Source organism: Mesorhizobium sp. M0968, from assembly GCF_040319065.1.
In the GTDB taxonomy this organism is placed as follows: domain Bacteria; phylum Pseudomonadota; class Alphaproteobacteria; order Rhizobiales; family Rhizobiaceae; genus Mesorhizobium.
On sequence record NZ_JAMYNL010000004.1, the window covers coordinates 330,238 to 356,256 of the forward strand.

General features: G+C 62.7%; 30 protein-coding genes. 23 read left to right on the forward strand and 7 right to left on the reverse strand.

Going from position 1 to position 26,019, the window contains the following annotated elements; genetic code table 11:
• Positions 1 to 516: 516 nt before the first annotated feature.
• Complete coding sequence (gene fabI, locus NKH67_RS09525) at positions 517 to 1,338, forward strand: enoyl-ACP reductase FabI (protein WP_352449903.1); 822 nt, start codon at positions 517 to 519, stop codon at positions 1,336 to 1,338.
• A gap of 31 nt (positions 1,339 to 1,369) precedes the next feature.
• Entirely contained in the window at positions 1,370 to 1,957 is a 588-nt protein-coding gene (locus NKH67_RS09530; RefSeq protein ID WP_352456876.1) for a histidine phosphatase family protein, read from the forward strand.
• Positions 1,958 to 2,020: 63 nt separating this feature from the next.
• On the opposite strand, the gene NKH67_RS09535 is transcribed toward NKH67_RS09530, so the two are convergent.
• The gene (locus NKH67_RS09535) at positions 2,021 to 2,284 is read right to left on the reverse strand and encodes a DUF1344 domain-containing protein (protein ID WP_023716902.1); all 264 of its coding nucleotides are present in this window, start codon (positions 2,282 to 2,284) and stop codon (positions 2,021 to 2,023) included.
• A 275-nt stretch (positions 2,285 to 2,559) separates the two neighbouring features.
• Here NKH67_RS09535 and aroC point away from each other — a divergent pair, with 275 nt between their 5' ends.
• Positions 2,560 to 3,669, forward strand: coding sequence for a chorismate synthase (aroC, locus tag NKH67_RS09540; protein WP_353030677.1), 1,110 nt, complete (start codon positions 2,560 to 2,562; stop codon positions 3,667 to 3,669).
• Positions 3,670 to 3,765: 96 nt separating this feature from the next.
• A complete protein-coding gene (gene ribB, locus NKH67_RS09545) occupies positions 3,766 to 4,866 on the forward strand; it encodes a 3,4-dihydroxy-2-butanone-4-phosphate synthase (protein ID WP_352449900.1) in 1,101 nt (366 codons plus the stop codon).
• 59 nt (positions 4,867 to 4,925) lie between these two features.
• Here the strand turns inward: ribB and NKH67_RS09550 are convergent, their stop codons facing one another.
• A complete protein-coding gene (locus NKH67_RS09550; protein ID WP_352969346.1) occupies positions 4,926 to 6,149 on the reverse strand; it encodes an MFS transporter in 1,224 nt (407 codons plus the stop codon).
• Between the two features lie 118 nt (positions 6,150 to 6,267).
• Between NKH67_RS09550 and NKH67_RS09555 the strand changes: the two genes are divergently transcribed.
• From NKH67_RS09555 to NKH67_RS09585, 7 genes are all read left to right on the forward strand, one after another.
• Positions 6,268 to 6,921 (forward strand): TetR/AcrR family transcriptional regulator, encoded by a 654-nt coding sequence (locus tag NKH67_RS09555; protein WP_352969344.1) that lies wholly within the window; start codon positions 6,268 to 6,270, stop codon positions 6,919 to 6,921.
• Between the two features lie 133 nt (positions 6,922 to 7,054).
• A complete protein-coding gene (locus tag NKH67_RS09560) occupies positions 7,055 to 7,981 on the forward strand; it encodes a histone deacetylase family protein (RefSeq protein ID WP_352969342.1) in 927 nt (308 codons plus the stop codon).
• 3 nt (positions 7,982 to 7,984) lie between these two features.
• Positions 7,985 to 8,236 (forward strand): exodeoxyribonuclease VII small subunit, encoded by a 252-nt coding sequence (locus NKH67_RS09565; RefSeq protein ID WP_031211056.1) that lies wholly within the window; start codon positions 7,985 to 7,987, stop codon positions 8,234 to 8,236.
• 109 nt (positions 8,237 to 8,345) lie between these two features.
• Entirely contained in the window at positions 8,346 to 8,612 is a 267-nt protein-coding gene (locus NKH67_RS09570) for a DUF2277 domain-containing protein (RefSeq protein WP_023716908.1), read from the forward strand.
• 9 nt (positions 8,613 to 8,621) lie between these two features.
• Positions 8,622 to 9,542, forward strand: a complete 921-nt coding sequence (locus NKH67_RS09575; RefSeq protein ID WP_352821156.1) for a pirin family protein — start codon at positions 8,622 to 8,624, stop codon at positions 9,540 to 9,542.
• 81 nt (positions 9,543 to 9,623) lie between these two features.
• A complete protein-coding gene (dxs, locus tag NKH67_RS09580) occupies positions 9,624 to 11,537 on the forward strand; it encodes a 1-deoxy-D-xylulose-5-phosphate synthase (RefSeq protein ID WP_023674120.1) in 1,914 nt (637 codons plus the stop codon).
• 210 nt (positions 11,538 to 11,747) lie between these two features.
• On the forward strand, positions 11,748 to 12,041 hold the full coding sequence (locus NKH67_RS09585) for a hypothetical protein (protein ID WP_352768701.1): 294 nt from the start codon (positions 11,748 to 11,750) through the stop codon (positions 12,039 to 12,041).
• Positions 12,042 to 12,068: 27 nt separating this feature from the next.
• Here NKH67_RS09585 and NKH67_RS09590 read toward each other — a convergent pair whose 3' ends face one another.
• Positions 12,069 to 12,470, reverse strand: coding sequence for a GFA family protein (locus tag NKH67_RS09590; RefSeq protein ID WP_023674122.1), 402 nt, complete (start codon positions 12,468 to 12,470; stop codon positions 12,069 to 12,071).
• Positions 12,471 to 12,645: 175 nt separating this feature from the next.
• Here NKH67_RS09590 and NKH67_RS09595 point away from each other — a divergent pair, with 175 nt between their 5' ends.
• The 3 genes from NKH67_RS09595 to NKH67_RS09605 all read left to right on the forward strand — a co-directional run bounded on the left by NKH67_RS09595 (position 12,646) and on the right by NKH67_RS09605 (position 15,109).
• Positions 12,646 to 13,425: a TlyA family RNA methyltransferase gene (locus NKH67_RS09595; protein ID WP_352449892.1), complete on the forward strand. Its 780-nt coding sequence runs from the start codon at positions 12,646 to 12,648 to the stop codon at positions 13,423 to 13,425.
• Positions 13,422 to 14,663: a class I SAM-dependent RNA methyltransferase gene (locus NKH67_RS09600; RefSeq protein ID WP_352969339.1), complete on the forward strand. Its 1,242-nt coding sequence runs from the start codon at positions 13,422 to 13,424 to the stop codon at positions 14,661 to 14,663. Before NKH67_RS09595 ends, NKH67_RS09600 begins: the two co-directional genes overlap by 4 nt.
• Before the next feature lie 74 nt (positions 14,664 to 14,737).
• Entirely contained in the window at positions 14,738 to 15,109 is a 372-nt protein-coding gene (locus NKH67_RS09605) for an antitoxin Xre/MbcA/ParS toxin-binding domain-containing protein (RefSeq protein WP_352470658.1), read from the forward strand.
• A 54-nt stretch (positions 15,110 to 15,163) separates the two neighbouring features.
• Here NKH67_RS09605 and NKH67_RS09610 read toward each other — a convergent pair whose 3' ends face one another.
• The 4 genes from NKH67_RS09610 to NKH67_RS09625 form a co-directional block, all read right to left on the reverse strand.
• Positions 15,164 to 15,553, reverse strand: coding sequence for a type II toxin-antitoxin system VapC family toxin (locus NKH67_RS09610; RefSeq protein ID WP_023674128.1), 390 nt, complete (start codon positions 15,551 to 15,553; stop codon positions 15,164 to 15,166).
• Entirely contained in the window at positions 15,540 to 15,815 is a 276-nt protein-coding gene (locus NKH67_RS09615) for an AbrB/MazE/SpoVT family DNA-binding domain-containing protein (protein WP_352449889.1), read from the reverse strand. Before NKH67_RS09615 ends, NKH67_RS09610 begins: the two co-directional genes overlap by 14 nt.
• 151 nt (positions 15,816 to 15,966) lie before the next feature.
• Positions 15,967 to 17,379 (reverse strand): metalloprotease TldD, encoded by a 1,413-nt coding sequence (gene tldD, locus NKH67_RS09620; RefSeq protein ID WP_352470657.1) that lies wholly within the window; start codon positions 17,377 to 17,379, stop codon positions 15,967 to 15,969.
• Positions 17,380 to 17,507: 128 nt separating this feature from the next.
• Positions 17,508 to 18,032: an invasion associated locus B family protein gene (locus tag NKH67_RS09625; protein ID WP_352449887.1), complete on the reverse strand. Its 525-nt coding sequence runs from the start codon at positions 18,030 to 18,032 to the stop codon at positions 17,508 to 17,510.
• 371 nt (positions 18,033 to 18,403) lie between these two features.
• Between NKH67_RS09625 and coxB the strand changes: the two genes are divergently transcribed.
• The 9 genes from coxB to ispH all read left to right on the forward strand — a co-directional run bounded on the left by coxB (position 18,404) and on the right by ispH (position 26,014).
• A complete protein-coding gene (coxB, locus tag NKH67_RS09630; protein ID WP_352969336.1) occupies positions 18,404 to 19,282 on the forward strand; it encodes a cytochrome c oxidase subunit II in 879 nt (292 codons plus the stop codon).
• Between the two features lie 38 nt (positions 19,283 to 19,320).
• Complete coding sequence (gene ctaD, locus NKH67_RS09635; RefSeq protein WP_352470655.1) at positions 19,321 to 20,973, forward strand: cytochrome c oxidase subunit I; 1,653 nt, start codon at positions 19,321 to 19,323, stop codon at positions 20,971 to 20,973.
• A 76-nt stretch (positions 20,974 to 21,049) separates the two neighbouring features.
• Positions 21,050 to 21,994 (forward strand): heme o synthase, encoded by a 945-nt coding sequence (locus NKH67_RS09640; protein ID WP_352470654.1) that lies wholly within the window; start codon positions 21,050 to 21,052, stop codon positions 21,992 to 21,994.
• Positions 21,991 to 22,158 (forward strand): cytochrome c oxidase system small membrane protein, encoded by a 168-nt coding sequence (locus NKH67_RS09645; RefSeq protein WP_023674135.1) that lies wholly within the window; start codon positions 21,991 to 21,993, stop codon positions 22,156 to 22,158. The genes NKH67_RS09640 and NKH67_RS09645 overlap by 4 nt, the downstream gene beginning before the upstream one ends.
• Before the next feature lie 7 nt (positions 22,159 to 22,165).
• Positions 22,166 to 22,798, forward strand: coding sequence for a cytochrome c oxidase assembly protein (locus NKH67_RS09650; protein WP_352593359.1), 633 nt, complete (start codon positions 22,166 to 22,168; stop codon positions 22,796 to 22,798).
• Position 22,799: 1 nt separating this feature from the next.
• Positions 22,800 to 23,681 carry a cytochrome c oxidase subunit 3 gene (locus NKH67_RS09655; protein WP_352449883.1) on the forward strand — a complete coding sequence of 294 codons (882 nt, stop codon included), beginning with the start codon at positions 22,800 to 22,802 and terminating at the stop codon, positions 23,679 to 23,681.
• Between the two features lie 82 nt (positions 23,682 to 23,763).
• Complete coding sequence (locus NKH67_RS09660; protein ID WP_352470653.1) at positions 23,764 to 24,150, forward strand: DUF983 domain-containing protein; 387 nt, start codon at positions 23,764 to 23,766, stop codon at positions 24,148 to 24,150.
• The gene (locus NKH67_RS09665; protein ID WP_352969334.1) at positions 24,147 to 24,902 is read left to right on the forward strand and encodes an SURF1 family protein; all 756 of its coding nucleotides are present in this window, start codon (positions 24,147 to 24,149) and stop codon (positions 24,900 to 24,902) included. Before NKH67_RS09660 ends, NKH67_RS09665 begins: the two co-directional genes overlap by 4 nt.
• Positions 24,903 to 25,009: 107 nt before the next feature.
• Entirely contained in the window at positions 25,010 to 26,014 is a 1,005-nt protein-coding gene (ispH, locus tag NKH67_RS09670; RefSeq protein WP_254818458.1) for a 4-hydroxy-3-methylbut-2-enyl diphosphate reductase, read from the forward strand.
• The last annotated feature ends 5 nt before the right edge of the window (positions 26,015 to 26,019 follow it).

The window sequence follows — 26,019 nt, forward strand, 5'->3', positions numbered from 1 at the left end:
TCTCAATCGCGAATGGCCCAATCAATCTAAGGAAAGGACGGCAATCCGAGTACACTAGCGGCCCCTCGCGTCCCCGCACCCTAATATAGCATCTGCTAATATAAGTCTATCTGTAATTCTCGGCTTCCGTGAGGTCAAACCTACACGTGGCAAAGGATTCGAGACGGGAATTCTGCTGTGACGGAAGGACTCGGTAGCGACATCAAGCGGTCGTTCGATGTAAGCGGTCCCATTGTCGGCTCGGGGTCATGAGCGTGACTTCGGCCGCTGGCCAACGAACTTCCGCCAAAGGGTCCTCTTCCGCCGTGCCACACGGACACCCAGTGTCGGATTTTCCCACCGGCCCATGACTGCAAGGTCAAAGCGCTACAGCGTCCTTTGCACGTCCAAAGGACGCGCGGCGCTGTTGAGCAAACGCTTTTGTCCCCCGAACTGTCCGCTTTGAACGCTTGAAGGGGCACTGTGGCTGTGCGATAGGCACTCCACAAAGCAGAGAACCTTTCGGAGAGCGCTGACATGGCGGGTGGACGGGGCCTTATGGCCGGCAAGCGCGGCCTTATCCTTGGCATCGCCAACAATCGCTCGATCGCTTACGGCATCGCCAAGGCCTGTGTCGACCATGGCGCCGAGATCGCGCTGACCTATCAGGGCGAGGCGTTCAAGAAACGCGTCGAGCCGCTCGCGGCGGAACTGGGCGCGCATGTCGCCGGCCATTGCGACGTGACCGACCCGGCCAGCCTCGATGCGGTGTTCGAAAATGTCAGCAAGCACTGGGGTGGCAAGCTCGATTTCCTCGTCCACGCAATCGCCTTTTCCGACAAGGACGAACTGACCGGCCGCTATGTCGAGACGACGCGCGACAATTTCCTGCGCACCATGGATATTTCGGTCTATTCCTTCACCACCATCGCCAAACGTGCCGAGGCGCTGATGACCGACGGCGGCTCGCTGCTCACGCTGACCTATTACGGCGCGGAAAAGGTGATGCCGCACTATAACGTCATGGGTGTTGCCAAGGCGGCACTCGAAGCCAGCGTGCGCTATCTGGCCGTCGATCTCGGCGCCAAGAAGATCCGTGTCAACGCGATCTCCGCCGGCCCGATCAAGACGCTTGCCGCATCCGGCATCGGCGATTTCCGCTATATCCTGAAATGGAACGAATACAATTCGCCGTTGAAGCAGACGGTCACGCAGGAGGAGGTCGGCGATTCCGGCGTCTATTTCCTGTCCGACCTTTCGCGTGGCGTCACCGGCGAGATCCATCATGTCGATTCCGGCTATCATGTCGTCGGCATGAAGGCGGTCGACGCGCCGGATATTTCGACGGTCAAGGACTGACGCCACCGCCTGCCCTCTTCCGGAAGACCTGATGTACCCGCTCGTCTATATCGTGCGCCACGGCCAGACGGCGTGGAACGCCGAGGCCCGGCTGCAGGGGCAGGCCGATACCGACCTCAACGAGCTCGGCCGCGAGCAGGCTAGCCGCAACGGGCGCAGACTGGCCGAACTCATCGACAAGCCCGAAGATTTCGACTTTGTCGCCAGCCCGATGCGGCGCACGCGCGAGACGATGGAGCGCCTGCGCGCGGCGATGAAGCTCGACCCGCACGCCTATCGTACCGAGCCGCTGCTCGTGGAATTGAGCTTTGGCGACTGGCAGGGTTTTACCTTTGCCGAACTCGAGGCGAACAATCCCGGTTCGACCAGGCGCCGCCGCCTCGATAAATGGAATTTCCAGCCGCCCGGCGAGGGCGCCGAAAGCTACCAGATGCTGCTCGAACGGGTGAAGCCGTGGTTCGACGCGCTCGATCGCCAGACGGTCTGCGTGACCCATGGTGGCATCATGCGCGTAATGTTCCGCTTGGTACTGGGGATGTCCGAACAAGATGCGGTCAGCATGGAAGTGCCGCAGGATCGCGTGCTCAGACTGGACGGCCGGCGCCTGGAGTGGCTCTGAGACCGATGACCTAGCGTATGTTGAGATCAGGTCGGGCCGGCATCAGCTGAATATCGACGCGTCCTACTCGGTCGATCCGGTGTCCGGCAATTCCATGTCGGTGACGACGTTCTCGCCATTGGTCACGTCGTAGGCGAGGACGATGTCCATGCCTGGCTTCAGCGCATCGAGGTCGGTTTCGGCGTTCAGCTTGTAGGACTTGCCGTCGTCCAGCGTCAGCGTCAGCGCATCCTTGTCGACCTTCTTGATCAGGCCCTCGGTCTGGCCGGCGAAGGCGGCGGTGGAAATCAACAGCGTGGCGGCAACAGCGCCAATCAGGATACGCATCATCGTCCTCTTTAATCATTGCCGGTACAGCGGCTCCGTCCAACGGAACGGAACTGAGCAGAAACCAATCGAATGTGTCAAAACTAAATCCGCGGGATCACAGTTTGACCACTGTGGAAAACGCCAATAAAAGGCAGGCGACAGCGCCGCGCGTCCTCCTGGACGCGCAAGGGACGCTGTAGCACTTTTGATTTTGTGCATGATCCTTTCCGAAAATCGCTCCGATTTTCGGGCTCATGCGCTGAGCCGGCTCCGACGCCGGCAGGGCTGGTTCCATGTCGCACAACACGTTCGGCCATCTTTTCCGCGTCACCACCTGGGGCGAAAGCCACGGGCCGGCGCTGGGCTGCGTCGTCGACGGCTGTCCGCCAGGCATCCGCTTCACTCGCGACGAGATCCAGGCCGAACTCGACAAGCGCCGCCCCGGCCAGTCACGTTTTGTAACGCAGCGTCGCGAACCTGACGAGGTGAAGGTCCTGTCCGGCTTCATCCTCGATGAGGACGGTGAGACGATGGTCACCACCGGCACGCCGGTGTCGATGCTGATCGAGAACGTCGACCAGCGCTCCAAGGACTATGGCGACATCGCCCGCCAGTTCCGGCCGGGCCATGCCGATTACACTTACGAGGTCAAATACGGCCTGCGCGATTACCGCGGCGGCGGTCGCTCCTCGGCGCGTGAGACGGCGGCGCGGGTGGCGGCCGGAGCGCTTGCCCGAAAGGTCGTGCCCGGCATGGTGGTGCGCGGCGCGCTGGTGTCGATGGGCGATAAATCGATCGATCGCGCCAATTGGAACTGGAATTTCGTCGGCGACGCCGAAAACCCGTTCTTCACGCCTGATCCGGCGTCCGTCGCCGTCTTCACGAAATATCTGGACGGCATCCGCAAGGCGGGCTCCTCGGTCGGTGCGGTCATCGAGATCGTCGCCGACGGCGTTCCGGCGGGGCTTGGCGCGCCGATCTATGCCAAGCTCGACCAGGACATCGCCGCCGGCCTGATGTCGATCAACGCCGTCAAGGGCGTCGAGATCGGCAACGGTTTCGAGGCCGCCCGCATCACCGGCGAGGAGAATGCCGATGAGATGCGCATGGGCAATGACGGCAAGCCGGTCTTCCTGTCCAACAATGCCGGCGGCATCCTCGGCGGCATCTCGACCGGCCAGGCGATCGTCGCGCGTTTCGCCGTCAAGCCGACCTCGTCGATCCTGACGCCGCGAAAGTCGATCGACAAGGACGGTAACGACGTCGAGATCATGACCAAGGGCCGGCACGATCCATGCGTCGGCATCCGCGCCGTACCGATCGGCGAGGCGATGGTTGCCTGCGCCATTGCCGATCATTATCTGCGTCATCGGGGACAGACAGGTAGGGGAGTAGGGGAGTAGGTTACGCAGCTCCCACGACAGCATTTTTTCCTTTTCCCTACTCCCGTACTGCCCTACTCCCTTACTCCCCTGTTCCCGCGAGCGAAGCGAGCACCCATGCCTTACGACCAGAAGAAGATCGTCGAAGCCCTGCGCGCCTTCGAGCGCGGCGAGATCGTCGTCGTCATGGACGATGACGGCCGCGAGAACGAGGGCGACCTGATCGTAGCCGCCGTCCATTGCACGCCGGAAAAGATGGCGTTCATCGTCCGCAACACGTCAGGCATCGTCTGCACGCCGATGCCGCGCGAGGAAGCAAAGCGGCTCAACCTGTCGCCGATGGTGGCTGACAATGATTCCGCCCACACCACCGCCTTTACCGTCAGCGTCGACTTCAAGCACGGCACCACGACCGGTATTTCGGCCGACGACCGCACGCTGACGGTGCGCAATCTCGCCAACGGCAATGTCGGCGCCTCCGATTTCGTTCGCCCCGGCCACATCTTTCCGCTGATCGCGCGTGAAGGCGGCGTGCTGATGCGTTCGGGCCATACCGAAGCCGCTGTCGACCTCTGCAAGCTCGCCGGCCTGCCGCCGGTCGGCGTCATTTCCGAGCTGGTCAACGATGACGGCACCGTCATGCGTGGCCCGCAGGTGCAGGCCTTCGCCGAAAAGCACGGGTTGAAGCAGATCTCGGTTGCCGACCTTATCGGCTACCGGCAACGCAAGGAAACGCTGGTCGAGCGCGTCGCCTGTTCCGACATCGAGACGCCGGGCGGCAAGGCACAGGTCTTCACCTACACGCTGCCCTGGGACTCCATGCATCACGTGGCGGTCGTCTTCGGCGATATCCGCGACGGCGTCGAGGTGCCGGTGCGCCTTCATTCCGAGGACGTGGTCAGCGACGTCTTCGGCACCAGTCACAGGCTGGACGCCATCATGAAGGCAATGGGCGAGCGCCAACGCGGCGTCATCGTCTATTTGCGCGAAGGCTCGGTCGGCGTCGCCCATCAGGAGCGCAAGCGGCCGGCTGCCGGCGACCGCGAGGACCATGAAGAGGCGCGCCGGCGCGAGAACGAATGGCGCGAGATCGGCCTCGGCGCGCAAATCCTCAAGGATCTCGGCATTTCCTCGATCAATCTGATCGCCTCGCGCGAGCGCCATTATGTCGGCCTCGAAGGTTTTGGCATCCACATCGCCAAGACCGAGATTCTTTAGGCCATTCTCACGATGCTGGTATGCGTCTGGCCCCGCCTCGGAGCCGGACGCACCGGAACCTATTCCGCAGCGACCGCGGCTGCGTCGCATGCAGCCATGTCGCAGTTCGGCGCGGCAAGGCTGCGCTGGCCGGCGAGCACGATGACCAGCGCGATTGTGCCCGATGCCACCGATACCCAGAACCCGTTCTGCGCGCCGAAAGCGTCCACCACCCAGCCGGCGGCGAACGAGCCGAGCGCCATGCCGATGCCGATGCCGGTCATCACCCAGGTCACGCCTTCGGTCAGCACCGCCTCGGGCACGCGCCGCTCGATCAGGCCGAATGCTGTGATGAAGGTCGGCGAGATTGCCACGCCGCTGACGAAGACGGCCAGTGCCAGCAGCGGCACGGTGTCGGCGACGAGCAGCGGCAGCGTGGTAAGCGCAATGATGGCGATTGCGATGGCAAGCTGAATCTGCAGCGGCACTTTCAGGTTCAGGGCGCCGATGATGATGCCGACGACGAACGATCCGAGCGCGTAGACGCCGATGACGAAGCTGGCGGCGCCCGGCTGGCCAAGCTCCTTGGTGATCGCCACGGTGCTCACCTCCGTGGTGGCGAAGGTCGCGCCGATGAAGATCAGGGCCAAGGTGATGATCTGGACCGGCCGCAGGCGGATTGCCGAGCCGCCCGAACCGTGTTCCACCGGTCGGGCTCGCGGTTCGGTCGAGCGCTGCAGGATGAAGGCCGTCGAACCGAAGGCGAGGAACAATGTGCTCGCGAGCACTCCTGCTTCCGGGAAAAGCGCGACGCTCAGTCCGACCGACAGCGATGCGCCGGCGATGTACACCAGTTCGTCCGCCGCCGACTCGAAGGCGAACGCCGTGTTCAACTCGGGGCGGTTGCGAAAAATCTCGGTCCAGCGTGCGCGCACCATTGCCGGTATGCTGGGCATGACGGCGGCGAGCAGCGCCGAGACGAATAGCGTCCATATCGGCCAATGCTGATTGGCCGCTGCAATCAGGATCGCAAAAGCGAGCGTGGAAATCATGGTGGTCGGCACCACAATCCGCGTCTGGCCGAGCCGGTCCACGAGTCGCGATACCTGCGGGGCGACGAAAGCGTTGGCCAGCGCATATGTCGCGGAGACGGCACCGGCCAGCCAGTATTCGCCATCGGTCTGCGACAGCATCGCGACGATCCCGATCGGAGCCATGGCCATCGGCAGCCGGGCAACGAAGCCGGCGGCGGCAAAGCCCTTGGCGCCCGGCGCGCGAAAGATCTGGGAATAGGGATTTTGCATGGTCTGGTTCCTCGACAACGGCCGGTTCGGCGATTACATACGTGGCGTATGAGTTTAAATAGATCATACGCGGCGTATGTCAATTGGCATACGAGACGTATGTTAATAGGGCCAGAGCATGCATAGACCACGCAAGGAGATGATTGCCGAAACCCGCGCCAAGCTGATCGGAGCGGCGCGCCAGGCCTTCGGCACGCTCGGCTATGCCGAAGCCTCGATGGATGACTTCACGGCATCGGCCGGGCTGACGCGCGGTGCGCTCTATCATCACTTCGGCGACAAGAAGGGCCTTCTCCAGGCGGTCATCGCCGAGATCGATGCCGAAATGTCGGCCCGGCTGAAGGTCGTTTCGGCCAAGCCGGACAATCTCTGGCAGGGCTTTGTCGACGAATGCACCGCTTATATCGAGATGGCGCTGGAGCCGGAGATCCAGCGTATCGTGCTTCGTGACGGGCCGGCGGTGCTCGGCGATCCATCGCAATGGCCAAGCCAGAGCACATGCATCCGCTCGATGACAGAGAGCCTGCAAAGACTGAGCGACGAGGGGACAATTCTCGCCGTCGATCCCGAAGCCGCGGCAAGGCTGGTCAGCGGCGCCTCGTTGCATGCGGCGCAGTGGATCGCAAATTCGAACCATCCCGAAGCGACGTCGAAGAAGGCAGTGAAGGCGTTCAAGGTTCTTCTGGAAGGGCTGCTCAATCGCACCGGCAAGCTGCCTAAGCCTGATCGATCGTCAGCGAAGCAGCCCCAGATTGACCGATCACCGGCCTGAGGTCATTCTTTTCGCCGATCCCAGGCGGCTCGCGGTGGGCTCAGCCGACGCCGGTTGCCTAAACCCTGTTGAACATCGCCTCACCAGCGCGCGAAAACATGGCCAAAGCGGCGAGGCGCGCCTATATCGGGGCATGGTCACGCGACTTTATACCCACCCGATTTTCCTCGAGCACATAACACCGCCCGGTCATCCGGAGCGGCCGGACCGTTTGCGCGCCATAGAGCGTGTGCTTGACGACGAGGCGTTCGCGGCGCTCGATCGCGTCCAGGCGCCGGAAGGCAACGAGGCAACCATCCTCTACGCACATCCGCCCGAATTCGTCGAACGGGTCCGTGCAGCGATACCGGACACCGGCATCGCCCGTATCGATGCCGACACCACCGCCAGCCCGAAGAGCTGGCAGGCGGCCGTGACCGCGATCGGCGCAGCCAACGCCGCGGTCGACGACGTCTTCACCGGCCGTGCCGAAAACGTCTTCGTCGCCGCACGGCCGCCCGGCCATCATGCCGAAAAGACCACCTCCATGGGTTTTTGCCTGTTCAACACCGCCGCGATCGCGGCACGCTACGCGCAGAAGAACCATGGCGCCGACCGTGTCGCCGTCGTCGACTGGGATGTACATCACGGCAACGGCACGCAGGACATTTTCTGGGACGATCCATCGGTGCTCTATTGCTCGACACACCAGATGCCGCTTTACCCGGGAACCGGGGCTGTGAGCGAAACCGGCGCCGGCAACATCGTCAACGCGCCGCTGGCGCCGCAGAGCGGCAGCGATAGTTTTCGCGACGCCTTTCTGTCACGCATCCTGCCGGCGCTCGACAATTTTGCGCCCGATCTCATCATCATCTCCGCCGGTTTCGATGCCCACCACCGCGATCCGCTGGCCGAGATCAACCTGACTGAGGATGATTTCGACTGGGCGACCGGCCAGTTGCTCGAACGAGCCGGGCGCCATAGCCGCAACCGGCTCGTCAGCGTGCTCGAGGGCGGCTACGATCTGCAGGGATTGGCATTTTCAGTCGCCGCCCATGTCGGGCGGCTGATGAAGGGATAGATGATGGCTGGTGAGACCAACGAGGACGTCAAGGCGATGAGCTTCGAGCAGGCGCTCGAGGCGCTGGAGAGGATCGTCGACGATCTGGAGCGCGGCGACGTTCCGCTCGACCAGTCGATCCGCATCTACGAGCGCGGCGAGGCGCTGAAGGCGCATTGCGATCGGCTGCTGAAGGCGGCCGAGGACAAGGTCGAGAAGATCAGGCTGTCGCGTGACGGCAAGCCGGTGGGGACAGAGCCGTTGGACGCGGATTGAGGCGCGGCGTCGAACGACAATTTTGCTTACCGGCTTTGGACATCATCACGATTGAGGGTAAAACTCATCCCGTTTGAAACGGCTCCAGGACGAGAGGAGATTGCGAAGGATGTGCAGAAACATCAAGACCCTGTTCAATTTCGATCCGCCGGCAACCAATGACGAGGTCCGCGATGCCGCACTTCAGTTTGTCCGCAAGCTGAGCGGAACGACGCGGCCGTCGAAACAGAACCAGCATGCGTTCGACCATGCCGTCGAGGCCATTGCCGCCTCGGCGCGCGAATTGCTCGACAGCCTCGAGACGACGCAGCATCCGCGCAATCGCGAAGAGGTGGCGGCCAAGGCGAAGGCCAAATCCGCACTTCGCTTCGCCTGAGGGGACCGCGTGAGCTTCTTTCCCGGAAACGATCCGCAGATAGGCGATGCCTTCGCCAGCGATCAGATCGAGCTGATGGTCATTCCGAATGCCAAGGATATTGGCGGATTTCAGGTTCGCCGCGCCTTGCCGACGGCCAGGCGCCGGCTGGTCGGACCTTTCATCTTCTTCGACCGCATGGGTCCAGCCGTTCTGCGAGCGGGCCAGGCGCTCGACGTGCGTCCGCACCCACATATCGGCCTGTCTACGGTGACTTACCTGTTCGACGGCAAGATCAGGCACCGCGATTCGCTCGGCACCGAGATGGTAATTCAGCCCGGCGATGTGAATTTGATGACCGCCGGCCGTGGCATCGTCCATTCGGAGCGCACGCCGGAAGAACTGCGCGGCGCGCCGATGTCGGTTTCCGGGCTGCAGACATGGCTGGCGCTGCCGGACGGCAAGGAGGAGGTCGCGCCGGTCTTCGAGAACACCGCAGCCCTGCGCCTGCCCGAAGTCGAGGCCGAGGGGGTCAGCGGCCGTGTGATCATCGGTGCGTTTTCCGGACTGCGCTCCCCGGTCGCCACCGCTTCGGACACGCTTTATGCCGATCTCAGGCTGGCGCCGGGTGCCGGCGTGAAAATCCCGGCCGATGCCGAGGAGCGCGCCATCTATACGCTGGAAGGCGAGGTTTCGATATCCGGTGACCGCTTCCCGGCCGAGCGGCTGCTGGTCTTCCGGCCCGGCGACGAAATCGTTGTCTCATCGGAACGCGGCGCCCATTTCATGCTGTTTGGCGGCGCCTCGCTCGGTTCGAAACGCTATATCTGGTGGAATTTCGTATCGTCCTCAAAGGAACGCATCGAGCAGGCGAAAGAAGAATGGAAGACAGGCCGCTTCGATATCGTTCCTGGAGACGAGCAAGAGTTCATCCCGCTGCCCGAAAGCTGATGCGCGTTACCGCCACATTTACATTCGCCGGCCAGCGGCATATTTCACGATGAACAGAAAATCTGACCAGGCTCGCAAACAGTGAACGCAAAGCCCGATACGCCGCTTCTCGACAAGGTCCGCGTCCCAGCCGATTTGCGCACGCTTGCCGAAGGCGACCTGCCGCAACTGGCGTCAGAGCTTCGCGCCGAACTGATCGACGTCGTTTCCCACACCGGCGGCCATCTCGGCGCCGGCCTTGGCGTGGTCGAGTTGACCGTCGCGCTGCACTATGTCTTCAACACGCCGGACGACCGGCTGATCTGGGACGTCGGCCACCAGGCCTATCCGCACAAGATCCTGACCGGCCGCCGCGATCGCATCCGCACGCTGCGCCAGGAGGGCGGCCTGTCCGGTTTCACGCGTCGCGTTGAGAGCGAATACGATCCGTTCGGCGCAGCCCACTCCTCGACCTCGATTTCAGCCGGCCTCGGCATGGCGATGGCGCGCGATCTGTCCGATGGCCGCAACAATGTCATTGCCGTCATCGGCGACGGCGCCATGTCGGCCGGCATGGCCTATGAGGCGATGAACAATGCCGGCGCACTCGATGCCCGGCTGATCGTCATCTTGAACGACAACGATATGTCGATCGCTCCGCCGACCGGCGCAATGAGCGCCTATCTGGCCCGTCTGGCGTCGGGCAAGACCTATCTGGGCTTGCGCGATTTCGGCAAGAAGCTGACGTCGTATCTCGGCGAGCGCGCCGATCGCGCCATCAAGCGAGCGGTCGAGCATGCGCGCGGTTACGTCACCGGCGGCACGTTGTTCGAGGAAATGGGATTCTACCACATCGGCCCGATCGACGGTCACAACCTCGAGCACCTGATCCCGGTGCTGAAGAACGTCCGCGACAATGCCGACGGCCCGGTGCTGATCCACGTCGTGACCCAGAAGGGCAAGGGCTACGCCCCGGCCGAGGCAGCGGCCGACAAATATCATGGCGTCAACAAATTCGACGTCATCACCGGCGCCCAGGCCAAGGCGCCCGCCAATGCGCCGAGCTACACCAAGGTGTTTGCCGAAAGCCTGATCCAGGAGGCCCGAGAGGACGACCGCATCGTCGCCATCACCGCCGCCATGCCGAACGGCACCGGGCTTGACCTGTTCGGCGAGGCGTTTCCGGCGAGGACCTTCGATGTCGGCATTGCCGAGCAGCATGCAGTGACCTTCGCCGCCGGCCTTGCCACGGAAGGCTTCAAGCCTTTCGCTGCGATCTACTCGACCTTTCTGCAGCGCGCCTACGACCAGGTCGTCCACGACGTGGCGATCCAGAAATTGCCGGTGCGCTTTCCGATCGATCGCGCCGGCTTCGTCGGCGCCGATGGTGCCACCCATTGCGGCGCCTTCGACACGACCTTCCTGGCGACGCTGCCCGGTTTCGTCGTCATGGCCGCGGCCGATGAGGCCGAGCTGCGCCACATGGTACGCACCGCTGCAAGCTACGATGACGGCCCGATCGCCTTTCGCTACCCGCGCGGCAACGGCGTTGGTGTCGAGATGCCGCAACGCGGCTCGGTATTGGAGATCGGCAAGGGCCGGATCGTCAGGGAGGGCACCAAGGTTGCGCTGCTTTCCTTCGGCACCAGGCTGCAGGATTGCCTGGCCGCGGCCGAGGAGCTTGGCGCGGCCGGGCTTTCGACCACGGTCGCCGATGCCCGTTTTGCCAAGCCGCTCGACGAGGACCTGATCCGGCGGCTGGCCCGTTCACACGAGATACTGGTGACGGTGGAAGAGGGCGCGGTCGGCGGCTTCGCCAGCCATGTGCTGCAGTTCCTGGCCCATGAAGGGCTGCTGGAGAGCGGCCTGAAGGTGCGCCCGCTGGTGCTGCCCGACACATTTGTCGACCATGCCAAGCCGGAAAAGATGTATGCCGATGCCGGGCTGGACAGCGCCGGCATCGTGCGCACAGTGTTCGTGGCGTTGGGGCATACCGCGCAGGCCCAGCGCGCTTAGCTGTTAGACGCATTCCGGCGACGCCGAAGCGATTCAACTTGGCTGCAAGATGCCAGTCTGAATCAAAATCTCAACTGCTTGAATCAAATTGCCGGCGCACAGTCGTAACATGCTGTTTACGCTGTCGTTTGGCGATTTGCTTACCGTGTCCTTTGGCCGTTCTTCAACGCTGCCCTGCTAGAAGGCAACCAGGCAGGTGAAAGAAGACCAATGAGATCGCTTTTGGGCGGCATTGCGCTTGCGGCCATCTTCGCCGCGTCGGCCGGGGCCGAAACGCGCTACGACCGCAAACTCGAAGAGGCGGTGATGGGCATCGTCGCCGGCAAGATCGGCGAGATCCGCGGCGGCTTCTCCTACAGGCAGGCGCCGCAATTTGTCGTCATGCCAGATACCTCACCGAAGGCGTCAATTTCCGTTGACCGGCCGCGCCCGCAGGTGTTCGGCGACAGCAGCGACGGTCTGGTGCCGGCCGTCGAACGGCGGGTTTCGCGGACCATATTCTAAAGCATGATCCCGAAGAGACTCTAGAGACTAGAACCACATGTCCCGTACACAGCGGCCATCTCTCGGCAAATCCTCGAATGTATCGAGACCCTCGAAATGGTCGATCGGGAGATCGGCGACGGCCTCGGGCGGCGCAAGCCTCACATTGACGGCGATGCGGTAGCGCCCAGCCGCCTCGGGATGCAAACCGCGCCAGGCCAGGACGCAAGCGCAGGTTGGGCAGAAGAGAATCTCAAGCGAAGGATGAGCCTTTCCGACGCGCCGATAGGCGCTTACGGGCCCGGCAAGGCGGATGCGTTCGTCGACATAGTCGTAAGCCCAGAGCGTGCCGTAGCGACGGCAAAGTGTGCAATTGCAGGCAGTGATCGAACCGGGATCGCCCTCCAGGGTCCAGTGGGCTGCGCCGCAGTGGCAGGTTCCCGTCAGCATGTTTCCTCCTCCACGTTTCGACGGCTAAACGGCATCTCTTTCTTAGCATTGCGTCGGATCTCGTGCGAGGTTCGACAAACAGCGGAGTGGCTTGATGCGTTCACCCGTTTCCAACTATGCATTGTCTCATCGCCAATATCCTTGCCATCATCGTTGGCATTCGCCATGAAGGCCGATGACTTCCCTTCCGCCAGCCAGCATACGCCAGCGGCTCGACGAATTGCTCGTCCAGCGCGGTCTGTTTGCCAGCCGCTCGCGTGCCCGCGACGCGGTCGAGCGCGGCACCGTGACGGTCGATGGCATCGTCGCCCTCAAGCCGGGCCAGGCCGTTCTGCCTGAGTGCAACATTGTCGTTGACGATCCGGCGCAGGGTTACGTGTCGCGCGCCGCACTGAAGCTGAAGGCTGGTCTCGACCATTTCGCCCTCGACCCCACCGGCAGCGAAGCGCTCGATGTCGGCGCCTCGACCGGCGGCTTCACGCAGGTGCTGCTCGAACGCGGCGCGGCGCATGTCACGGCGATCGATGTCGGGCACGGCCAGATGCACTCCGACATCGCCGGCGATCCGCGCGTGACGGTAATTGAAGGCCTGAATGCGCGCGAACTATCGGCCGCCGATCTCGGCGGCCGTGTGCCGGATTTCATCGTCTCGGATGTTAGCTTCATATCGCTGAAACTGGCGCTGCCGCCGGCGCTTGCCTTGGCCAGGAACGGCGCAAAAGCTGTGTTTCTGGTCAAGCCGCAATTCGAGGCCGGCCGCGAGGCGATCGGCAAGGGCGGCCTGCTTAAGGACCCCTATGATGCGGCGCGCATTGCCGGCCTGATGCAGGACTGGCTCGATGCCATTCCCGGCTGGCGCTCGCTGGGGCTTCATCTGTCACCGATAGAGGGCGGCGACGGCAACCGCGAGTTCCTGCTCGGCGGCATCAAGGACGTCGAGACCCAGAAGCGATGAGCACCCGTTTCACGATCGCAAGGTTGGGCTCGCAGGGCGACGGCATCGCCGAGACGGAAACCGGCGAGGTTTTCATTCCGTTCGCGCTGCCGGGAGAGGTGGTCACCGCCGCGCGGGAGAAAGATCGCGCCACCTTGATGTCGGTCGTTGAGGCTTCGCCGTTGCGGGTCGATCCGCCGTGCCGGCATTTCGGCGCATGCGGCGGCTGCGCCGTCCAGCATCTCGAGACTGAAGCCTATCACCGGTGGAAGCGCGAAAAGGTCGTGCATGCGCTGAAGAGCAAGGGCATCGCTTGCGATGTCGGGGCGCTGGTGCCGTGCGCACCGCACACGCGCCGCCGCGTCGTCTTCACCGCCCGGCGGAGCGAGGCGGGAATGCAGTTCGGCTTCGTTCGCGCGCTGTCATCCGAGATCATCTCGATCGAGGAATGCCCGATCTCGGCGCCGCAGATCGTCGCTGCGCTCGATCGCTTGAAAGCCCTCGCTGGGCTGATCTGCACCACGACCAAATCGTTCCACATGGCGGTGACGGTGACCGGTTCCGGCCTCGATGTCGCGGTTCACGATTCCGGCAAGCTCGGCGAGAACCAGCGCCGCGTCGCTTCCAACTTCGTCATCGCCGAGGGACTAGCCAGGCTGTCGGTCGACGGCGAGGTCATTATCGAACCAAACAAACCGGTCGTCCTGTTTGGTGGCGTCGCCGTCGCAGTGCCGCCTGGCGCTTTCCTGCAGGCGACCGAGGCTGCCGAACAGGCGATGGCCAACATTGTCGGCCAGCATTTCGCGCGCGCCAAAAAGGTCGCCGATCTCTTCGCCGGCTGCGGCAGCTTCGCGCTGCGCCTGGCCGCAAGATCGGAGGTTCATGCGGTGGAAGGCGATGCGGCAGCACTCGCGGCGCTCGACCGGGCATTCCGTTTCGCCAGCGGCCTGAAGCGGGTGACCGGCGAACGTCGCGACCTGTTCCGGAGGCCGCTCACATTCAAGGAGTTGAATGCCTTCGACGGCGTTGTCTTCGACCCGCCTCGCGCCGGCGCCGAGGACCAGTCGAAGCAGATCGCGCGCTCCGACGTGCCGCTCGTCGCCGCGGTGTCTTGCAATCCGGTAACACTGGCGCGGGACCTACGCATCCTCATGGACGGCGGCTATACCCTGAAGAGCGTGACGCCGATCGACCAGTTCCTGTGGTCGCCGCATGTCGAGGCCGTGGCGCTGTTGGAGAAGCCGAGACGAAGGCGCTAGCAGCCAGGGCCTGAAACGCGCACCAAAAAAGCACATTTTTAGCGCACGTCGTTCAGACCGTGCTAGGAATTGCCATGAGCACCGCAGCCTTCGAAATTTCGCCATCGTGCTTCGGCGAGGAGCGGGCGCCGTTTCTCTCGCCAAGGCGGGTCGCTGAACTGCTAGGGGTCAATACGACAGAACTGGCGGGGCTGACCGGTCTCGCGCGCAACACGCTTGCCGCCGAGTCCGGTGCGCGCAAGGTCGACGCCGCATTGAGTCCCATCGTCCGTATCCTGGCGATGGCCGGCGAGATGGCCGGTGATGAACATCGTGCGGCGATCTGGTTCAAGCATCAGCCGATCCCCGGTTGGGCCGGAAAGACCGCCTACGATCTGGTTCGCGAAGGCAAGACGGACAAGGTGCTTGCCTATCTGGAGGCAGTCCGCTCCGGCATCTATGCCTGAAACCAGGCTGACCCTGTGGCGCGCTTTTGTGCCGCGCTGGGCCGCTGTGAGCTGCTATGCTTCTTGCACGCGTTCGTATCCGGCCGCCTTCGCGGCCCTGACGAACTTGCGGTCAAAAGTCGCGAAGCCAGCGCAGTGAGCGGACTTGCCCAGATGCAGCGCATCAGCGAAATCCAACCCCTGTTCCGAGAGGTCGAGCGCGGACGACACGACCGCCCCGTCTTCCACCTCTACCGTGGGAAGCCCGCTAAACACCCGTAGCGTACGGGCGATTTCAAGCGGCGCAAAACCGTAGGCGCTGCGCAACACCCATTCGACTTCCAGCATCACCGTGACGGCGACAAAGACCGGCTGGCTATCGATCAGCGCCCGGGCGCGGGAAGACTGCGACGGGTGATCGCCCGTCAGGTAGCGGACGATCAGGTTGGTATCAATTGCGAGCATGGCGCCGCCGCGCTTCGGCGAGCACGCCCGCGTCCATTTCCTCCAACGTCTTCGGCCTGCCACTATAGCGCAGCGATCCAAACACGTCCTCTGGCCGTGTCTCGGCGAAGACTGGCGCAGGCTTCAGTAGCACGCCCTCCGGGGTATCCTCGACCAGAAGGCGTGTGCCGGCATGCCATTCCCTCCGTTTCCGGATCGCGCTGGGCAGGATGACCTGTCCCTTGGTCGAGACCGTAGTTACGAGCTTCTTTGCGGCAGCCATCTCGGCACATCCTTAGGTGTAAGACGAATGTAAGATAGTCGAAGCTCTCCGCAAATTCAAGGCGCAAGCTACTCCTACTTAAAGCGATGACAAGGCAGTGGGCGGCGGGGATTGGTTGTTCCGGAGCGGCGATAATTCGGCGTCAACTCCATCAAACCCTGGTGCCGCCGACTGTCATCTGGTTCATCCTGAGATGCGGCTGGCCGACGCCGACCGGCACGCCCTGTCCGGCCTTGCCACACATGCCGATGCCGGTGTCGAGCTTCATGTCGTTGCCGATCATCGCCACACGATGCATGGCATCCGGCCCGTTGCCGATCAGCATGGCGCCCTTGATCGGTTGCGTCACCTTGCCGTTCTCGATCATGTAGGCTTCGGTGCAGCCGAACACGAACTTGCCCGAAGTGATGTCAACCTGGCCGCCACCGAACGACACGGCATAGATGCCGTTCTTGACCGAGGCGATGATCTCGTCCGGCTCCATGTCGCCCGCTGTCATGTAGGTGTTGGTCATGCGCGGCATAGGCTCGTGCGCGTAACCTTGGCGTCGCCCGTTGCCGGTGGCTTTCATGCCCATCAGCCGGGCGTTCTGGCGGTCCTGCATGTAGCCGACCAGCTTGCCATCGTCGATCAGCACGTTATGGGCCGATGGCGTGCCCTCATCGTCGACGGTAAGCGAGCCACGCCGCTCGGGCAGGGTGCCGTCGTCAACGACGGTGACGCCTTTCGCCGCCACCTGCTGGCCAAGCAGGCCGGCAAAGGCCGACGTCTTCTTGCGGTTGAAATCGCCCTCCAGCCCGTGGCCGACGGCCTCGTGCAACATGACGCCCGGCCAGCCGCTCGACAGCACGATGTCGAAAGTGCCGGCAGGTGCTGGAACCGCTTCGAGATTGACCAGCGCTTGCCGCAATGCCTCCTTGGCCGCGTGCCGCCAGCTGTCCTCGATCAGGAATTCACCAAAATCCTTGCGGCCTCCCATGCCGTAGGAGCCGCTCTCCTGGCGGTCGCCGTCGCCGACCACCACCGACACGTTGATCCTGACCAGCGGACGGATGTCGCGCACCATCTGGCCGTCGGCGCGCACGATCTCGACATGCTGCCAGGAGGCGGCGAGCGATGCCGTCACCTGCCTGACGCGCGGATCCTCGGCCCGCAGCCATGCATCGATTTCCTGAAGCAGCTTGGCCTTGGCCTCGAAGGAAGGCGAGGGGATAGGGTTTCCGTCGCCGTAGAGATGGCGGTTGGTGCGGGCAGGCGCTGCGGCAAGCGTACCGGAATAGCCGCTCTTCACCGTCGAAACGGCATCGGCGGCGCGCAGCAGCGAGGCTTCGGAGAGATCGCTGGAATGGGCGTAGCCGCTGGCTTCGCCGGCGACGGCACGCAGGCCGAAACCCTGGTCGGTGTTGAAATTCGCGGTCTTCAGCTTGCCATTGTCGAACATCAGCGATTCGCTTTCGCTATATTCGAGAAACAGTTCGCCGTCGTCGGCGCCGTTAATAGTCTCGGCAACGATTTGCTTGATGCGATCGTCGGAAATGTCAAATTGGCCGATCAGGCTGTTCATGGCAGGTCCATTCGCAGGAGGATTGTTTCCCACGATGTAGGCGCGAAGGCCCGCACAGACAATCTGAAATGAGATTTGCCGTGACCTCGGCCGGTCAACATCACTGGATCGTGTTACAAGACCCAGTCTCAAGGCAGGGCGGCAAAGCCGTCGGCGAAACCCTTGAGGTCGACGGGAATGCCGATGCCCTCTTCCGGCGTCTGGAAAACGATGAAGGTGGCGGACGTACCGGTCTTCAGCGTGTCGAGCAGCGGCTTTTCCAGGATGACCTCGGCATAGCAGCCGTCCTGGAAACAGCGCACGAAATAGGCGCGGCCGATATCCTTGCCGTCGACATTGAGGCCGAGGCCGTTCGGCAACAGCACGCCGAGCGGCGCCAGCACACGCAGGATTTCGGCCTTGTTGTCGGCTGTGCGCAGCACGACGACGGAAAGACCCATTTCCGGACGGTCCTCGGCGACGACGTTCTGCATCATCACGCATTGTTCGGATGTAGCACCGGCGGGCGTATCGCAGATAATCGACCACGCCCCATGCGTTGACTTCACCGTGCCGCTTGGCTGCGCGGCATTGGCCAGGCCGGCGCCGGACAAGCCTATTGCGGCGGCAACAAAGATGACCTTCGCCAAGGTTCTCGAAAGCCAAGGGTTCATGACGGCTCCATTGCGAATCACGGCACTTTAAGCCGCACTAAACCCAAGTAAAGGACGAGACCCCGGCGATCTGCCCCGACACAGGCGACAATGCGCTTTTCAGTGCCAATTTCGCCCTAATTGCGACAGCTCCGCACGCCGCGCGGCTCATTCTACCCGGATGCCGCTCTGGTGATTCGCGGCGAGCCGTCACCGCACGAAGCCAGCGCCGCACTTGCGCGCAAAAATGCCGCACGGGTTCCGGCGCTCCTTTCTTGCGGAGGCAAATAGAGTATGGTTTGAACCAGCCTTGAATTGTCCGGGATTCCCGTCCCGGCATTGTTCGACATTCTTGCGGTCCGATCGCGAGGAACTGGGAGATGACGAGGGCGATGAAAAAATTCCTGGCAACCGCCAAAATCGTAGCTAGTGCCGCCGCCACGTTGTTTGCCGCTGCATCCGCTCATGCAGCCCAGCCCCAACCTTGGGAAACCAGTTTTCAGCCTCCGGCGACCGACATTATGCGGCAGATCGAGTGGTTCGGGAACTACTCGTTCGCGTTCATCATTGTGATCACCGCCTTGGTGCTTTTCCTGATTGCCTACTGCATTTTGCGGTTCCGGGCGAGCGTCAACCCGACGCCGTCGCGCACCAGCCACAACACGCTGATCGAGGTCATCTGGACTGTCGGTCCCGTCGTCATCCTGCTCTGTCTCGCCATTCCCTCGTTCCAACTGCTGACCGCGCAATACACGCCGCCGGAAGAAGCCAAGCTGACCGTCAAGGCGACCGGCAATCAGTGGAACTGGGACTACGAATACCAGGTCGACAACACGCTTTCCTTTAATTCCGCGATCCTTCAGGATGCCGACAGGGCTGCTGCCGGCAAGGAAGATCGCGCCGCGTATCCGCGCCTGCTCGCCGTCGACAATGAGATGGTGGTGCCGGTCAACACCATGACCCGGGTGCTGGTGACGGCGACCGACGTCATTCACGCCTTTGCCATGCCGTCCTTCGGCATCAAGACCGACGCGGTGCCGGGCCGCATCAACGAGGTCTGGTTCAAGGCGGACAAGGAAGGCCTCTATTACGGCCAGTGCTCGGAACTCTGCGGCAAGGACCACGCCTTCATGCCGATCGCCATTCGCGTCGTCTCCGATGCACAATATAAGACCTGGCTGGCGGCAGCCAAGACCGACCTTCCCGGCGCCAACAAGGCGCTGATGGCCGAGGTCGATGGCACGAACAAGGTAGCGGCCGCCGGCAATTGATGCCGCGACCAGAAAAGATTCAGGGAACGGAGCCGACCATGGCGCACGCTGCAGCTCACGACGACCACGACCACAAGCCGTATCATGGCTGGGTCCGGTGGGTGTATTCGACCAACCACAAGGACATCGGCACGCTTTATCTGATCTTCGCGATCATGGCGGGCTGCATCGGTGGCGCCTTGTCGGTCGTCATGCGCATGGAATTGCAGGAGCCGGGCATCCAGATATTCACTGGCCTGGCGCAGATGGTCTACGGCATGAATGGCGACGCCGCCATCGACGGGGGCAAGAGCATGTACAATGCTTTCACCACCGCGCATGCGCTGATCATGATCTTCTTCATGGTGATGCCGGCGCTGATCGGCGGCTTTGCCAACTGGATGGTGCCGATCATGATCGGCGCGCCGGATATGGCCTTCCCGCGCATGAACAACGTCTCGTTCTGGCTGCTGCCGCCGGCTTTCATCCTGCTGATTTTCTCGGCCTTCGTCCCGAGTGCGCCCGGCGCCTACGGCGTCGGCGGCGGCTGGACGCTTTATCCGCCGCTGTCGACATCGGGCCAGCCCGGACCGGCCATGGACCTGGCGATCCTGTCAATCCACATCGCCGGCGCCTCCTCGATTCTTGGCGCTATCAACTTCATCACCACCATCTTCAACATGCGCGCGCCCGGCATGACCATGCACAAGATGCCGCTTTTCGCCTGGTCTGTGCTGATTACCGCCTTCCTGCTGCTGCTGTCGCTTCCGGTGTTGGCCGGCGGCATCACCATGCTCTTGACCGACCGCAATTTCGGCACCACCTTCTTCGCCCCGGACGGTGGCGGTGATCCGATCCTGTTCCAGCACCTGTTCTGGTTCTTCGGCCATCCGGAGGTCTACATTCTGATCCTGCCGGGTTTCGGTATCATCAGCCATATCATCTCGACCTTTTCGAGGAAGCCGGTGTTTGGCTATCTCGGCATGGCCTATGCGATGGTTGCCATCGGCGCGGTGGGCTTCATCGTCTGGGCCCACCACATGTACACGACGGGCCTGTCGCTCGATACCCAGCGCTATTTCGTCTTCGCCACCATGGTCATCGCGGTGCCGACGGGTGTGAAGATCTTCTCGTGGATCGCCACTATGTGGGGCGGGTCGATTTCGCTCAAGACCCCGATGCTGTGGGCGATCGGCTTCATCTTCCTGTTCACTGTTGGCGGCGTCACCGGTGTGCAGTTGGCCAATGCCGGCCTCGACCGCCCGCTGCACGATACCTATTTCGTGGTCGCGCACTTCCACTACGTGCTGTCGCTGGGCGCGGTCTTCGCCATCTTCGCCGGCTGGTACTACTGGTTCCCGAAAATGACCGGCTACATGTATTCGCCCGTGATCGCCAACACCCACTTCTGGGTCACTTTCGTCGGCGTCAACCTGGTCTTTTTCCCGCAGCACTTCCTCGGCCTTTCCGGTATGCCGCGTCGCTATATCGACTATCCGGATGCCTTCGCCGGCTGGAATATGGTGTCGTCCTACGGCTCGTACATCTCGGCTATCGGCGTCGTCATCTTCCTGTTCGGCGTCTTCGAGGCGTTCCAGAAGAAGCGGGTCGCCGGCGCCAATCCTTGGGGCGAGGGTGCGACCACGCTGGAATGGCAGCTGCCTTCGCCGCCGCCGTTCCACCAGTGGGAACAGTTGCCGAAGATCAAGTAGGCGGTTGCCTCCTTTAATACGGAACCGCCGGCCGACCGGCGGTTTTGGCCAACGGAATGATGGACTTTAAGTACGCATGGCCCTTGCCGAAGACAGACTGATTGACGAGCCGGGCTTCCGCATGTCGGAAGCGACAGCGGGCGATTTCTTCGCCCTGCTGAAGCCGCGCGTCATGTCGCTGGTGGTGTTCACTGCGTTTGTCGGCATGGTCGCCGCTCCGGTGACCATCAATCCGCTGCTGGCAGTGATCGCGATCCTAGCTATTGCCATCGGCGCCGGCGCCTCCGGTGCGCTCAACATGTGGTATGACGCAGACATCGATGCGGTGATGACGCGCACCGCCGGCCGTCCCGTGCCGGCCGGCCGTATCCGGCCAGGCGAGGCATTGAGTTTCGGGCTGGTGCTGTCGGTTCTGTCGGTGATGACGCTCGGCGTGCTGGTCAACTGGTTGGCAGCATCGCTTCTGGCCTTCACCATCTTTTTCTATGCCGTCATCTATACGATGTGGCTGAAGCGCTGGACGCCGCAGAACATCGTCATCGGCGGGGCTGCCGGTGCCATTCCGCCGGTCATAGGCTGGGCGGCGGTAACCGGATCGGTCAGCCTCGAAAGCTTGGTGCTGTTCCTGGTCATCTTCCTGTGGACGCCGCCACATTTCTGGGCGCTCGCGCTGTTCAAGTCGGAGGACTACGCCAAGGCAGGCATTCCGATGATGCCGAATGTCGCCGGCCAGGCCTCGACCAGACGCCAGATCTTTGCCTATGCGCTGGTCCTCGCGCCGGTTGGCGTGCTGCCCTGGGTTCTCGGGTTCACCACGCCGGTCTATGGCATCGTTGCATTGCTGCTCGGCGCCGGCTTCGTCTGGTATGCGTGGAGGGTGCTGCAAATGGCCGATGACGACCGGGCGATGAAGCCGGCCAAGGCCTTGTTCGGCTATTCGCTGCTCTATCTCTTCGCCATCTTCGCCGCCTACCTTGGCGATTGTGTCGTCGCGCGCGCGCTGACCATTGGTGGAGCATGAGCATGGCCGAAAAGAAGCTTGAACTGGTCACGTTGACCGAACGTCAGCAGAAGGCCCGCCGCAATCGCTCGGCCGCAATCGGTTTCGCGCTGGCGGCGCTGGTCGTCATATTCTACGTCGCGACCATCGTGAAATTTGGTCACAGTTTCCCCGGCTCGATGTGAGCTTAACATGACCAGGCAAACAGTCACCGATCCTAAGAAGAAGAATACGAACCGCGTCGTCGCCGGCGTCTGCATCGCGTTCTTCGGCGGCATGATCGGCATGGCCTACGCCGCGGTGCCGCTCTACGCGATGTTCTGCCAGGCGACAGGCTACGGCGGCACCGTCAAACGGGCGACCCAGCAATATGCCGATCGGGTGCTCGATCGCGACATCACCATCCGCTTCGACGCCAACACCGCCGGCGTTCCCTGGCAATTCCAGCCGGTCGCTCGCTCGATCACCATCAAGATCGGCGAAACCGCCGAGGCGCATTTCAGCGCGACCAACAAATTCAGCCGTCCCATCACTGGACGCGCCACCTTCAACGTGCAGCCGGAACTGGCCGGACCTTACTTCAACAAGGTCGAGTGTTTCTGCTTCACCGACACGACGCTGAAGCCGGGCGAGACACTGGACATGCCGGTCGTCTTCTATGTCGATCCCGACATCGTCAACGCGCCGGAATTGAAGGATCTGACGACGATTACCCTGTCCTACACGATGTTCCCGGTCGACAAGACCAAGCCGGTCGCATCATCGGTGCCGGCCGACGGCCGCCGCAACAAGATTTCAGATACCGAAGCAAGCCTCGGGGGTTGATATGGCAGACGCACACGCAAAACCACAACATGACTACCACCTCGTCGACCCGAGCCCGTGGCCGTTCCTGGGCTCCGTCGGGGCGCTGGTGACCGCGTTCGGCGGCGTCTGTTACATGCAATACCTCAAGGGCGGCGATTTCCCGATCTTCGGTTTCAATGTCGCCAATCCATGGCTGTTCTTCATCGGCCTGCTGATCGTCATCTACACGATGTTCGCCTGGTGGTCGGATACGATCAAGGAGGCGCATGAGGGACACCACACCCGTGTCGTGTCGCTGCATCTGCGCTACGGCATGATCATGTTCATCGCCTCCGAGGTGATGTTCTTCGTCGCCTGGTTCTGGGCCTTCTTCGACGCCAGCCTGTTTCCGGGCGAGGTCCATCAATACGCCCGTACCGCCTTCACTGGCGGCGTCTGGCCGCCCAAGGGCCTCGAAGTTCTCGACCCCTTCCATCTGCCGCTCTACAACACCGTCATCCTGCTTCTGTCGGGTACCACGGTGACCTGGGCGCACCACTCGCTCATCCACGGCGACCGCAAGGGCCTGATCAATGGGTTGGTGCTGACCGTCGGCCTCGGCATGCTGTTCACCATGGTGCAGGCCTACGAGTACATGCACGCACCGTTCGGCTTCAGGGATTCGATCTACGGCGCCACCTTCTTCATGGCGACCGGCTTCCATGGTTTCCACGTCATCATCGGCACGATCTTCCTGTTGGTCTGCCTGATCCGCGCCATAAAGGGCGACTTCACGCCCAAGCAGCATTTCGGCTTCGAGGCCGCCGCCTGGTACTGGCACTTCGTCGACGTGGTGTGGCTGTTCCTGTTTGCCTCGATCTACGTCTGGGCATCGAACGGCGCGATGATCGAACCGCACTGAGATCGAACTGAGGAAATCGACAAGGCGGCTGCGGCGACGTGGCCGCCTTATCTTTTGCGGCAAATGCTCCTAGGATGATCCCATGAGCGACGACAAGGCGATCTGGCCACCAATCGATCCGATCTCGGCCGGCTTGCATGGCCGCTGCCCCCGCTGTGGCGAGGGCAAGCTGTTCTCCGGGTTCCTCACGGTCGGCAATCGCTGCACCAATTGCGGCCTCGATTATTCTTTCGCCGATGCTGGTGACGGGCCGGCGGTGTTCGTTATCCTGATCATCGGCTTCATCGTCGTCGGCCTGGCGTTGTGGATGGAGGTGACGCTCAATCCGCCGCTTTGGCTGCATCTGCTGCTGTGGATTCCGCTGACGCTGGTGCTTTGCCTGGCGGCGCTCCGGCTGATCAAGGGCGTGCTGCTGACGCTGCAATACCGCAACAAGGCGGCCGAGGGCCGGCTGGACCGCGGCGAATGAGCGAGGCATCAGGTTCGGTGGCCGGCCGGTCGCGGCCCAAGCGCGCATTGGCGCTCGGCCTGGGTATCGTCGTGTTTTTGATCCTGCTGGCGCTCGGCACCTGGCAGGTTCAGCGCCTGCACTGGAAAGAGGGCCTTCTCCAGACGATCGACCAGCGTACGCATTCGGCGCCTGTGCCATTGGCCGAGGTCGAAAAGCGGTTTGCTGTCGCCGGCGACGTGGACTACACGCCGGTGATGGTGACCGGCACTTTCCTGCATCAAGACGAGCGGCATTTCCTCGCCACCTGGGAAGGCCAGTCCGGTTTCGACGTCTTCACGCCGCTACAGCTCGACGATGGCCGTTTCGTGCTGATCAACCGCGGCTTCGTGCCTTACGATTTCAAGGATCCAGCCAAGCGGCCGAAGGGGCAGGTAACGGGCAAAGTGACGGTGACGGGGCTCGCCCGCAACCCGCTGCCGGCCAAGCCCTCGATGATGCTTCCCGACAATGACCCGCTGAAGAACATCTTCTACTGGAAGGACCGTGACGCGATGGCCTCGAGCGCCGGCCTGCCGACAGGTGCGGCGCTGGTGCCGATCTTCATCGATGCGAACGCCACGCCCAACCCCGGCGGGCTGCCGGTTGGCGGTGTCACCGTCATCGACCTGCCGAACAGCCATCTGCAATATGCGATAACCTGGTACGGCCTTGCCGCCGCCCTTGCCGGCGTCCTGATCTCCTGGCTCCGCCGCCCGGCGAAAGACCAATGATCGCCGCCACTACCCTTGACAGGGCAGGGCCGCGCACCTCATTTCGCGCCTTGAGCTCAGAAGTCATAGTCCGATCAACCGGCCCACAATCAGCGTAAGATGCAATCATGCTTCACACAAAGCCGCCGCTGACCATCCGGCTCTGCCAGCCCCGCGGTTTCTGTGCGGGCGTTGACCGTGCCATCCAGATCGTCGTGCTGGCGCTGAAGAAATACGGCGCGCCGGTCTATGTCCGCCACGAGATCGTGCACAACCGCTACGTCGTCGAAGGGCTGCAAAGCCTCGGCGCGGTGTTCATCGAGGAGCTCTCCGAGATCCCGCCCGAGCATCGCCAGAGCCCGGTCGTCTTTTCGGCGCATGGCGTGCCGAAATCTGTGCCGGCCGACGCCCAGTCCCGCAACCTGTTCTATCTCGACGCGACTTGCCCGCTGGTCTCGAAAGTCCACAAGCAGGCGATGCGCCATCAGCGGCTTGGCCGCCACGTGCTCTTGATCGGCCATGCCGGGCATCCGGAGGTGATCGGCACAATGGGCCAGTTGCCGGACGGCGCGGTAACTCTGATCGAGACCGAGGCCGACGCCGCAAGCTTCGTGCCCGCAGACCCACAAGCGCTCGGCTTCGTCACCCAGACGACGCTGTCGGTCGAGGATACCGCCGGTATCATCCGCGCCCTGCAGCAGCGTTTTCCCGAGCTGCACGCGCCGGCGGCGGAATCGATCTGTTATGCCACCACCAATCGCCAGGAAGCGGTCAAGGAAACAGCGGCCGGCGCCGATCTCTTCCTGGTTGTCGGCGCACCTAACTCGTCCAACTCGCGGCGCCTGGTCGAAGTGGCCGAGCGCGCGGGCGCCTCGATGTCGCTTCTCGTGCAGCGCGCCTCCGAAATTCCGTGGAATGAGATTGCCGGCATTTCGACGCTCGGCCTGTCGGCGGGCGCCTCGGCGCCGGAGATCATCGTCGACGAGATCGTCGATGCGTTCAGGCAGCGCTTCGACGTGACCATCGAGCTGGCCGTGACGGCGACGGAGACGGAGGACTTTCCGGTGATGCGGGTGTTGCGCGATGTCGAACTGACGGCAGCCGACATGGCCTTCGTCAACGGGGCCGCGTAGCAACG

Coding starts and splice junctions, on each gene's coding strand:
- fabI (WP_352449903.1), top strand. CDS start 517: ATGGCGGGTGGACGGGGCCTTATGGCCGGCAAGCGCGGCCTTATCCTT.
- NKH67_RS09530 (WP_352456876.1), top strand. CDS start 1,370: ATGTACCCGCTCGTCTATATCGTGCGCCACGGCCAGACGGCGTGGAAC.
- NKH67_RS09535 (WP_023716902.1), bottom strand. CDS start 2,284: ATGCGTATCCTGATTGGCGCTGTTGCCGCCACGCTGTTGATTTCCACC.
- aroC (WP_353030677.1), top strand. CDS start 2,560: ATGTCGCACAACACGTTCGGCCATCTTTTCCGCGTCACCACCTGGGGC.
- ribB (WP_352449900.1), top strand. CDS start 3,766: ATGCCTTACGACCAGAAGAAGATCGTCGAAGCCCTGCGCGCCTTCGAG.
- NKH67_RS09550 (WP_352969346.1), bottom strand. CDS start 6,149: ATGCAAAATCCCTATTCCCAGATCTTTCGCGCGCCGGGCGCCAAGGGC.
- NKH67_RS09555 (WP_352969344.1), top strand. CDS start 6,268: ATGCATAGACCACGCAAGGAGATGATTGCCGAAACCCGCGCCAAGCTG.
- NKH67_RS09560 (WP_352969342.1), top strand. CDS start 7,055: ATGGTCACGCGACTTTATACCCACCCGATTTTCCTCGAGCACATAACA.
- NKH67_RS09565 (WP_031211056.1), top strand. CDS start 7,985: ATGGCTGGTGAGACCAACGAGGACGTCAAGGCGATGAGCTTCGAGCAG.
- NKH67_RS09570 (WP_023716908.1), top strand. CDS start 8,346: ATGTGCAGAAACATCAAGACCCTGTTCAATTTCGATCCGCCGGCAACC.
- NKH67_RS09585 (WP_352768701.1), top strand. CDS start 11,748: ATGAGATCGCTTTTGGGCGGCATTGCGCTTGCGGCCATCTTCGCCGCG.
- NKH67_RS09590 (WP_023674122.1), bottom strand. CDS start 12,470: ATGCTGACGGGAACCTGCCACTGCGGCGCAGCCCACTGGACCCTGGAG.
- NKH67_RS09595 (WP_352449892.1), top strand. CDS start 12,646: ATGACTTCCCTTCCGCCAGCCAGCATACGCCAGCGGCTCGACGAATTG.
- NKH67_RS09600 (WP_352969339.1), top strand. CDS start 13,422: ATGAGCACCCGTTTCACGATCGCAAGGTTGGGCTCGCAGGGCGACGGC.
- NKH67_RS09605 (WP_352470658.1), top strand. CDS start 14,738: ATGAGCACCGCAGCCTTCGAAATTTCGCCATCGTGCTTCGGCGAGGAG.
- NKH67_RS09610 (WP_023674128.1), bottom strand. CDS start 15,553: ATGCTCGCAATTGATACCAACCTGATCGTCCGCTACCTGACGGGCGAT.
- NKH67_RS09615 (WP_352449889.1), bottom strand. CDS start 15,815: ATGGCTGCCGCAAAGAAGCTCGTAACTACGGTCTCGACCAAGGGACAG.
- tldD (WP_352470657.1), bottom strand. CDS start 17,379: ATGAACAGCCTGATCGGCCAATTTGACATTTCCGACGATCGCATCAAG.
- NKH67_RS09625 (WP_352449887.1), bottom strand. CDS start 18,032: ATGAACCCTTGGCTTTCGAGAACCTTGGCGAAGGTCATCTTTGTTGCC.
- coxB (WP_352969336.1), top strand. CDS start 18,404: ATGAAAAAATTCCTGGCAACCGCCAAAATCGTAGCTAGTGCCGCCGCC.
- ctaD (WP_352470655.1), top strand. CDS start 19,321: ATGGCGCACGCTGCAGCTCACGACGACCACGACCACAAGCCGTATCAT.
- NKH67_RS09640 (WP_352470654.1), top strand. CDS start 21,050: ATGGCCCTTGCCGAAGACAGACTGATTGACGAGCCGGGCTTCCGCATG.
- NKH67_RS09645 (WP_023674135.1), top strand. CDS start 21,991: ATGAGCATGGCCGAAAAGAAGCTTGAACTGGTCACGTTGACCGAACGT.
- NKH67_RS09650 (WP_352593359.1), top strand. CDS start 22,166: ATGACCAGGCAAACAGTCACCGATCCTAAGAAGAAGAATACGAACCGC.
- NKH67_RS09655 (WP_352449883.1), top strand. CDS start 22,800: ATGGCAGACGCACACGCAAAACCACAACATGACTACCACCTCGTCGAC.
- NKH67_RS09660 (WP_352470653.1), top strand. CDS start 23,764: ATGAGCGACGACAAGGCGATCTGGCCACCAATCGATCCGATCTCGGCC.
- NKH67_RS09665 (WP_352969334.1), top strand. CDS start 24,147: ATGAGCGAGGCATCAGGTTCGGTGGCCGGCCGGTCGCGGCCCAAGCGC.
- ispH (WP_254818458.1), top strand. CDS start 25,010: ATGCTTCACACAAAGCCGCCGCTGACCATCCGGCTCTGCCAGCCCCGC.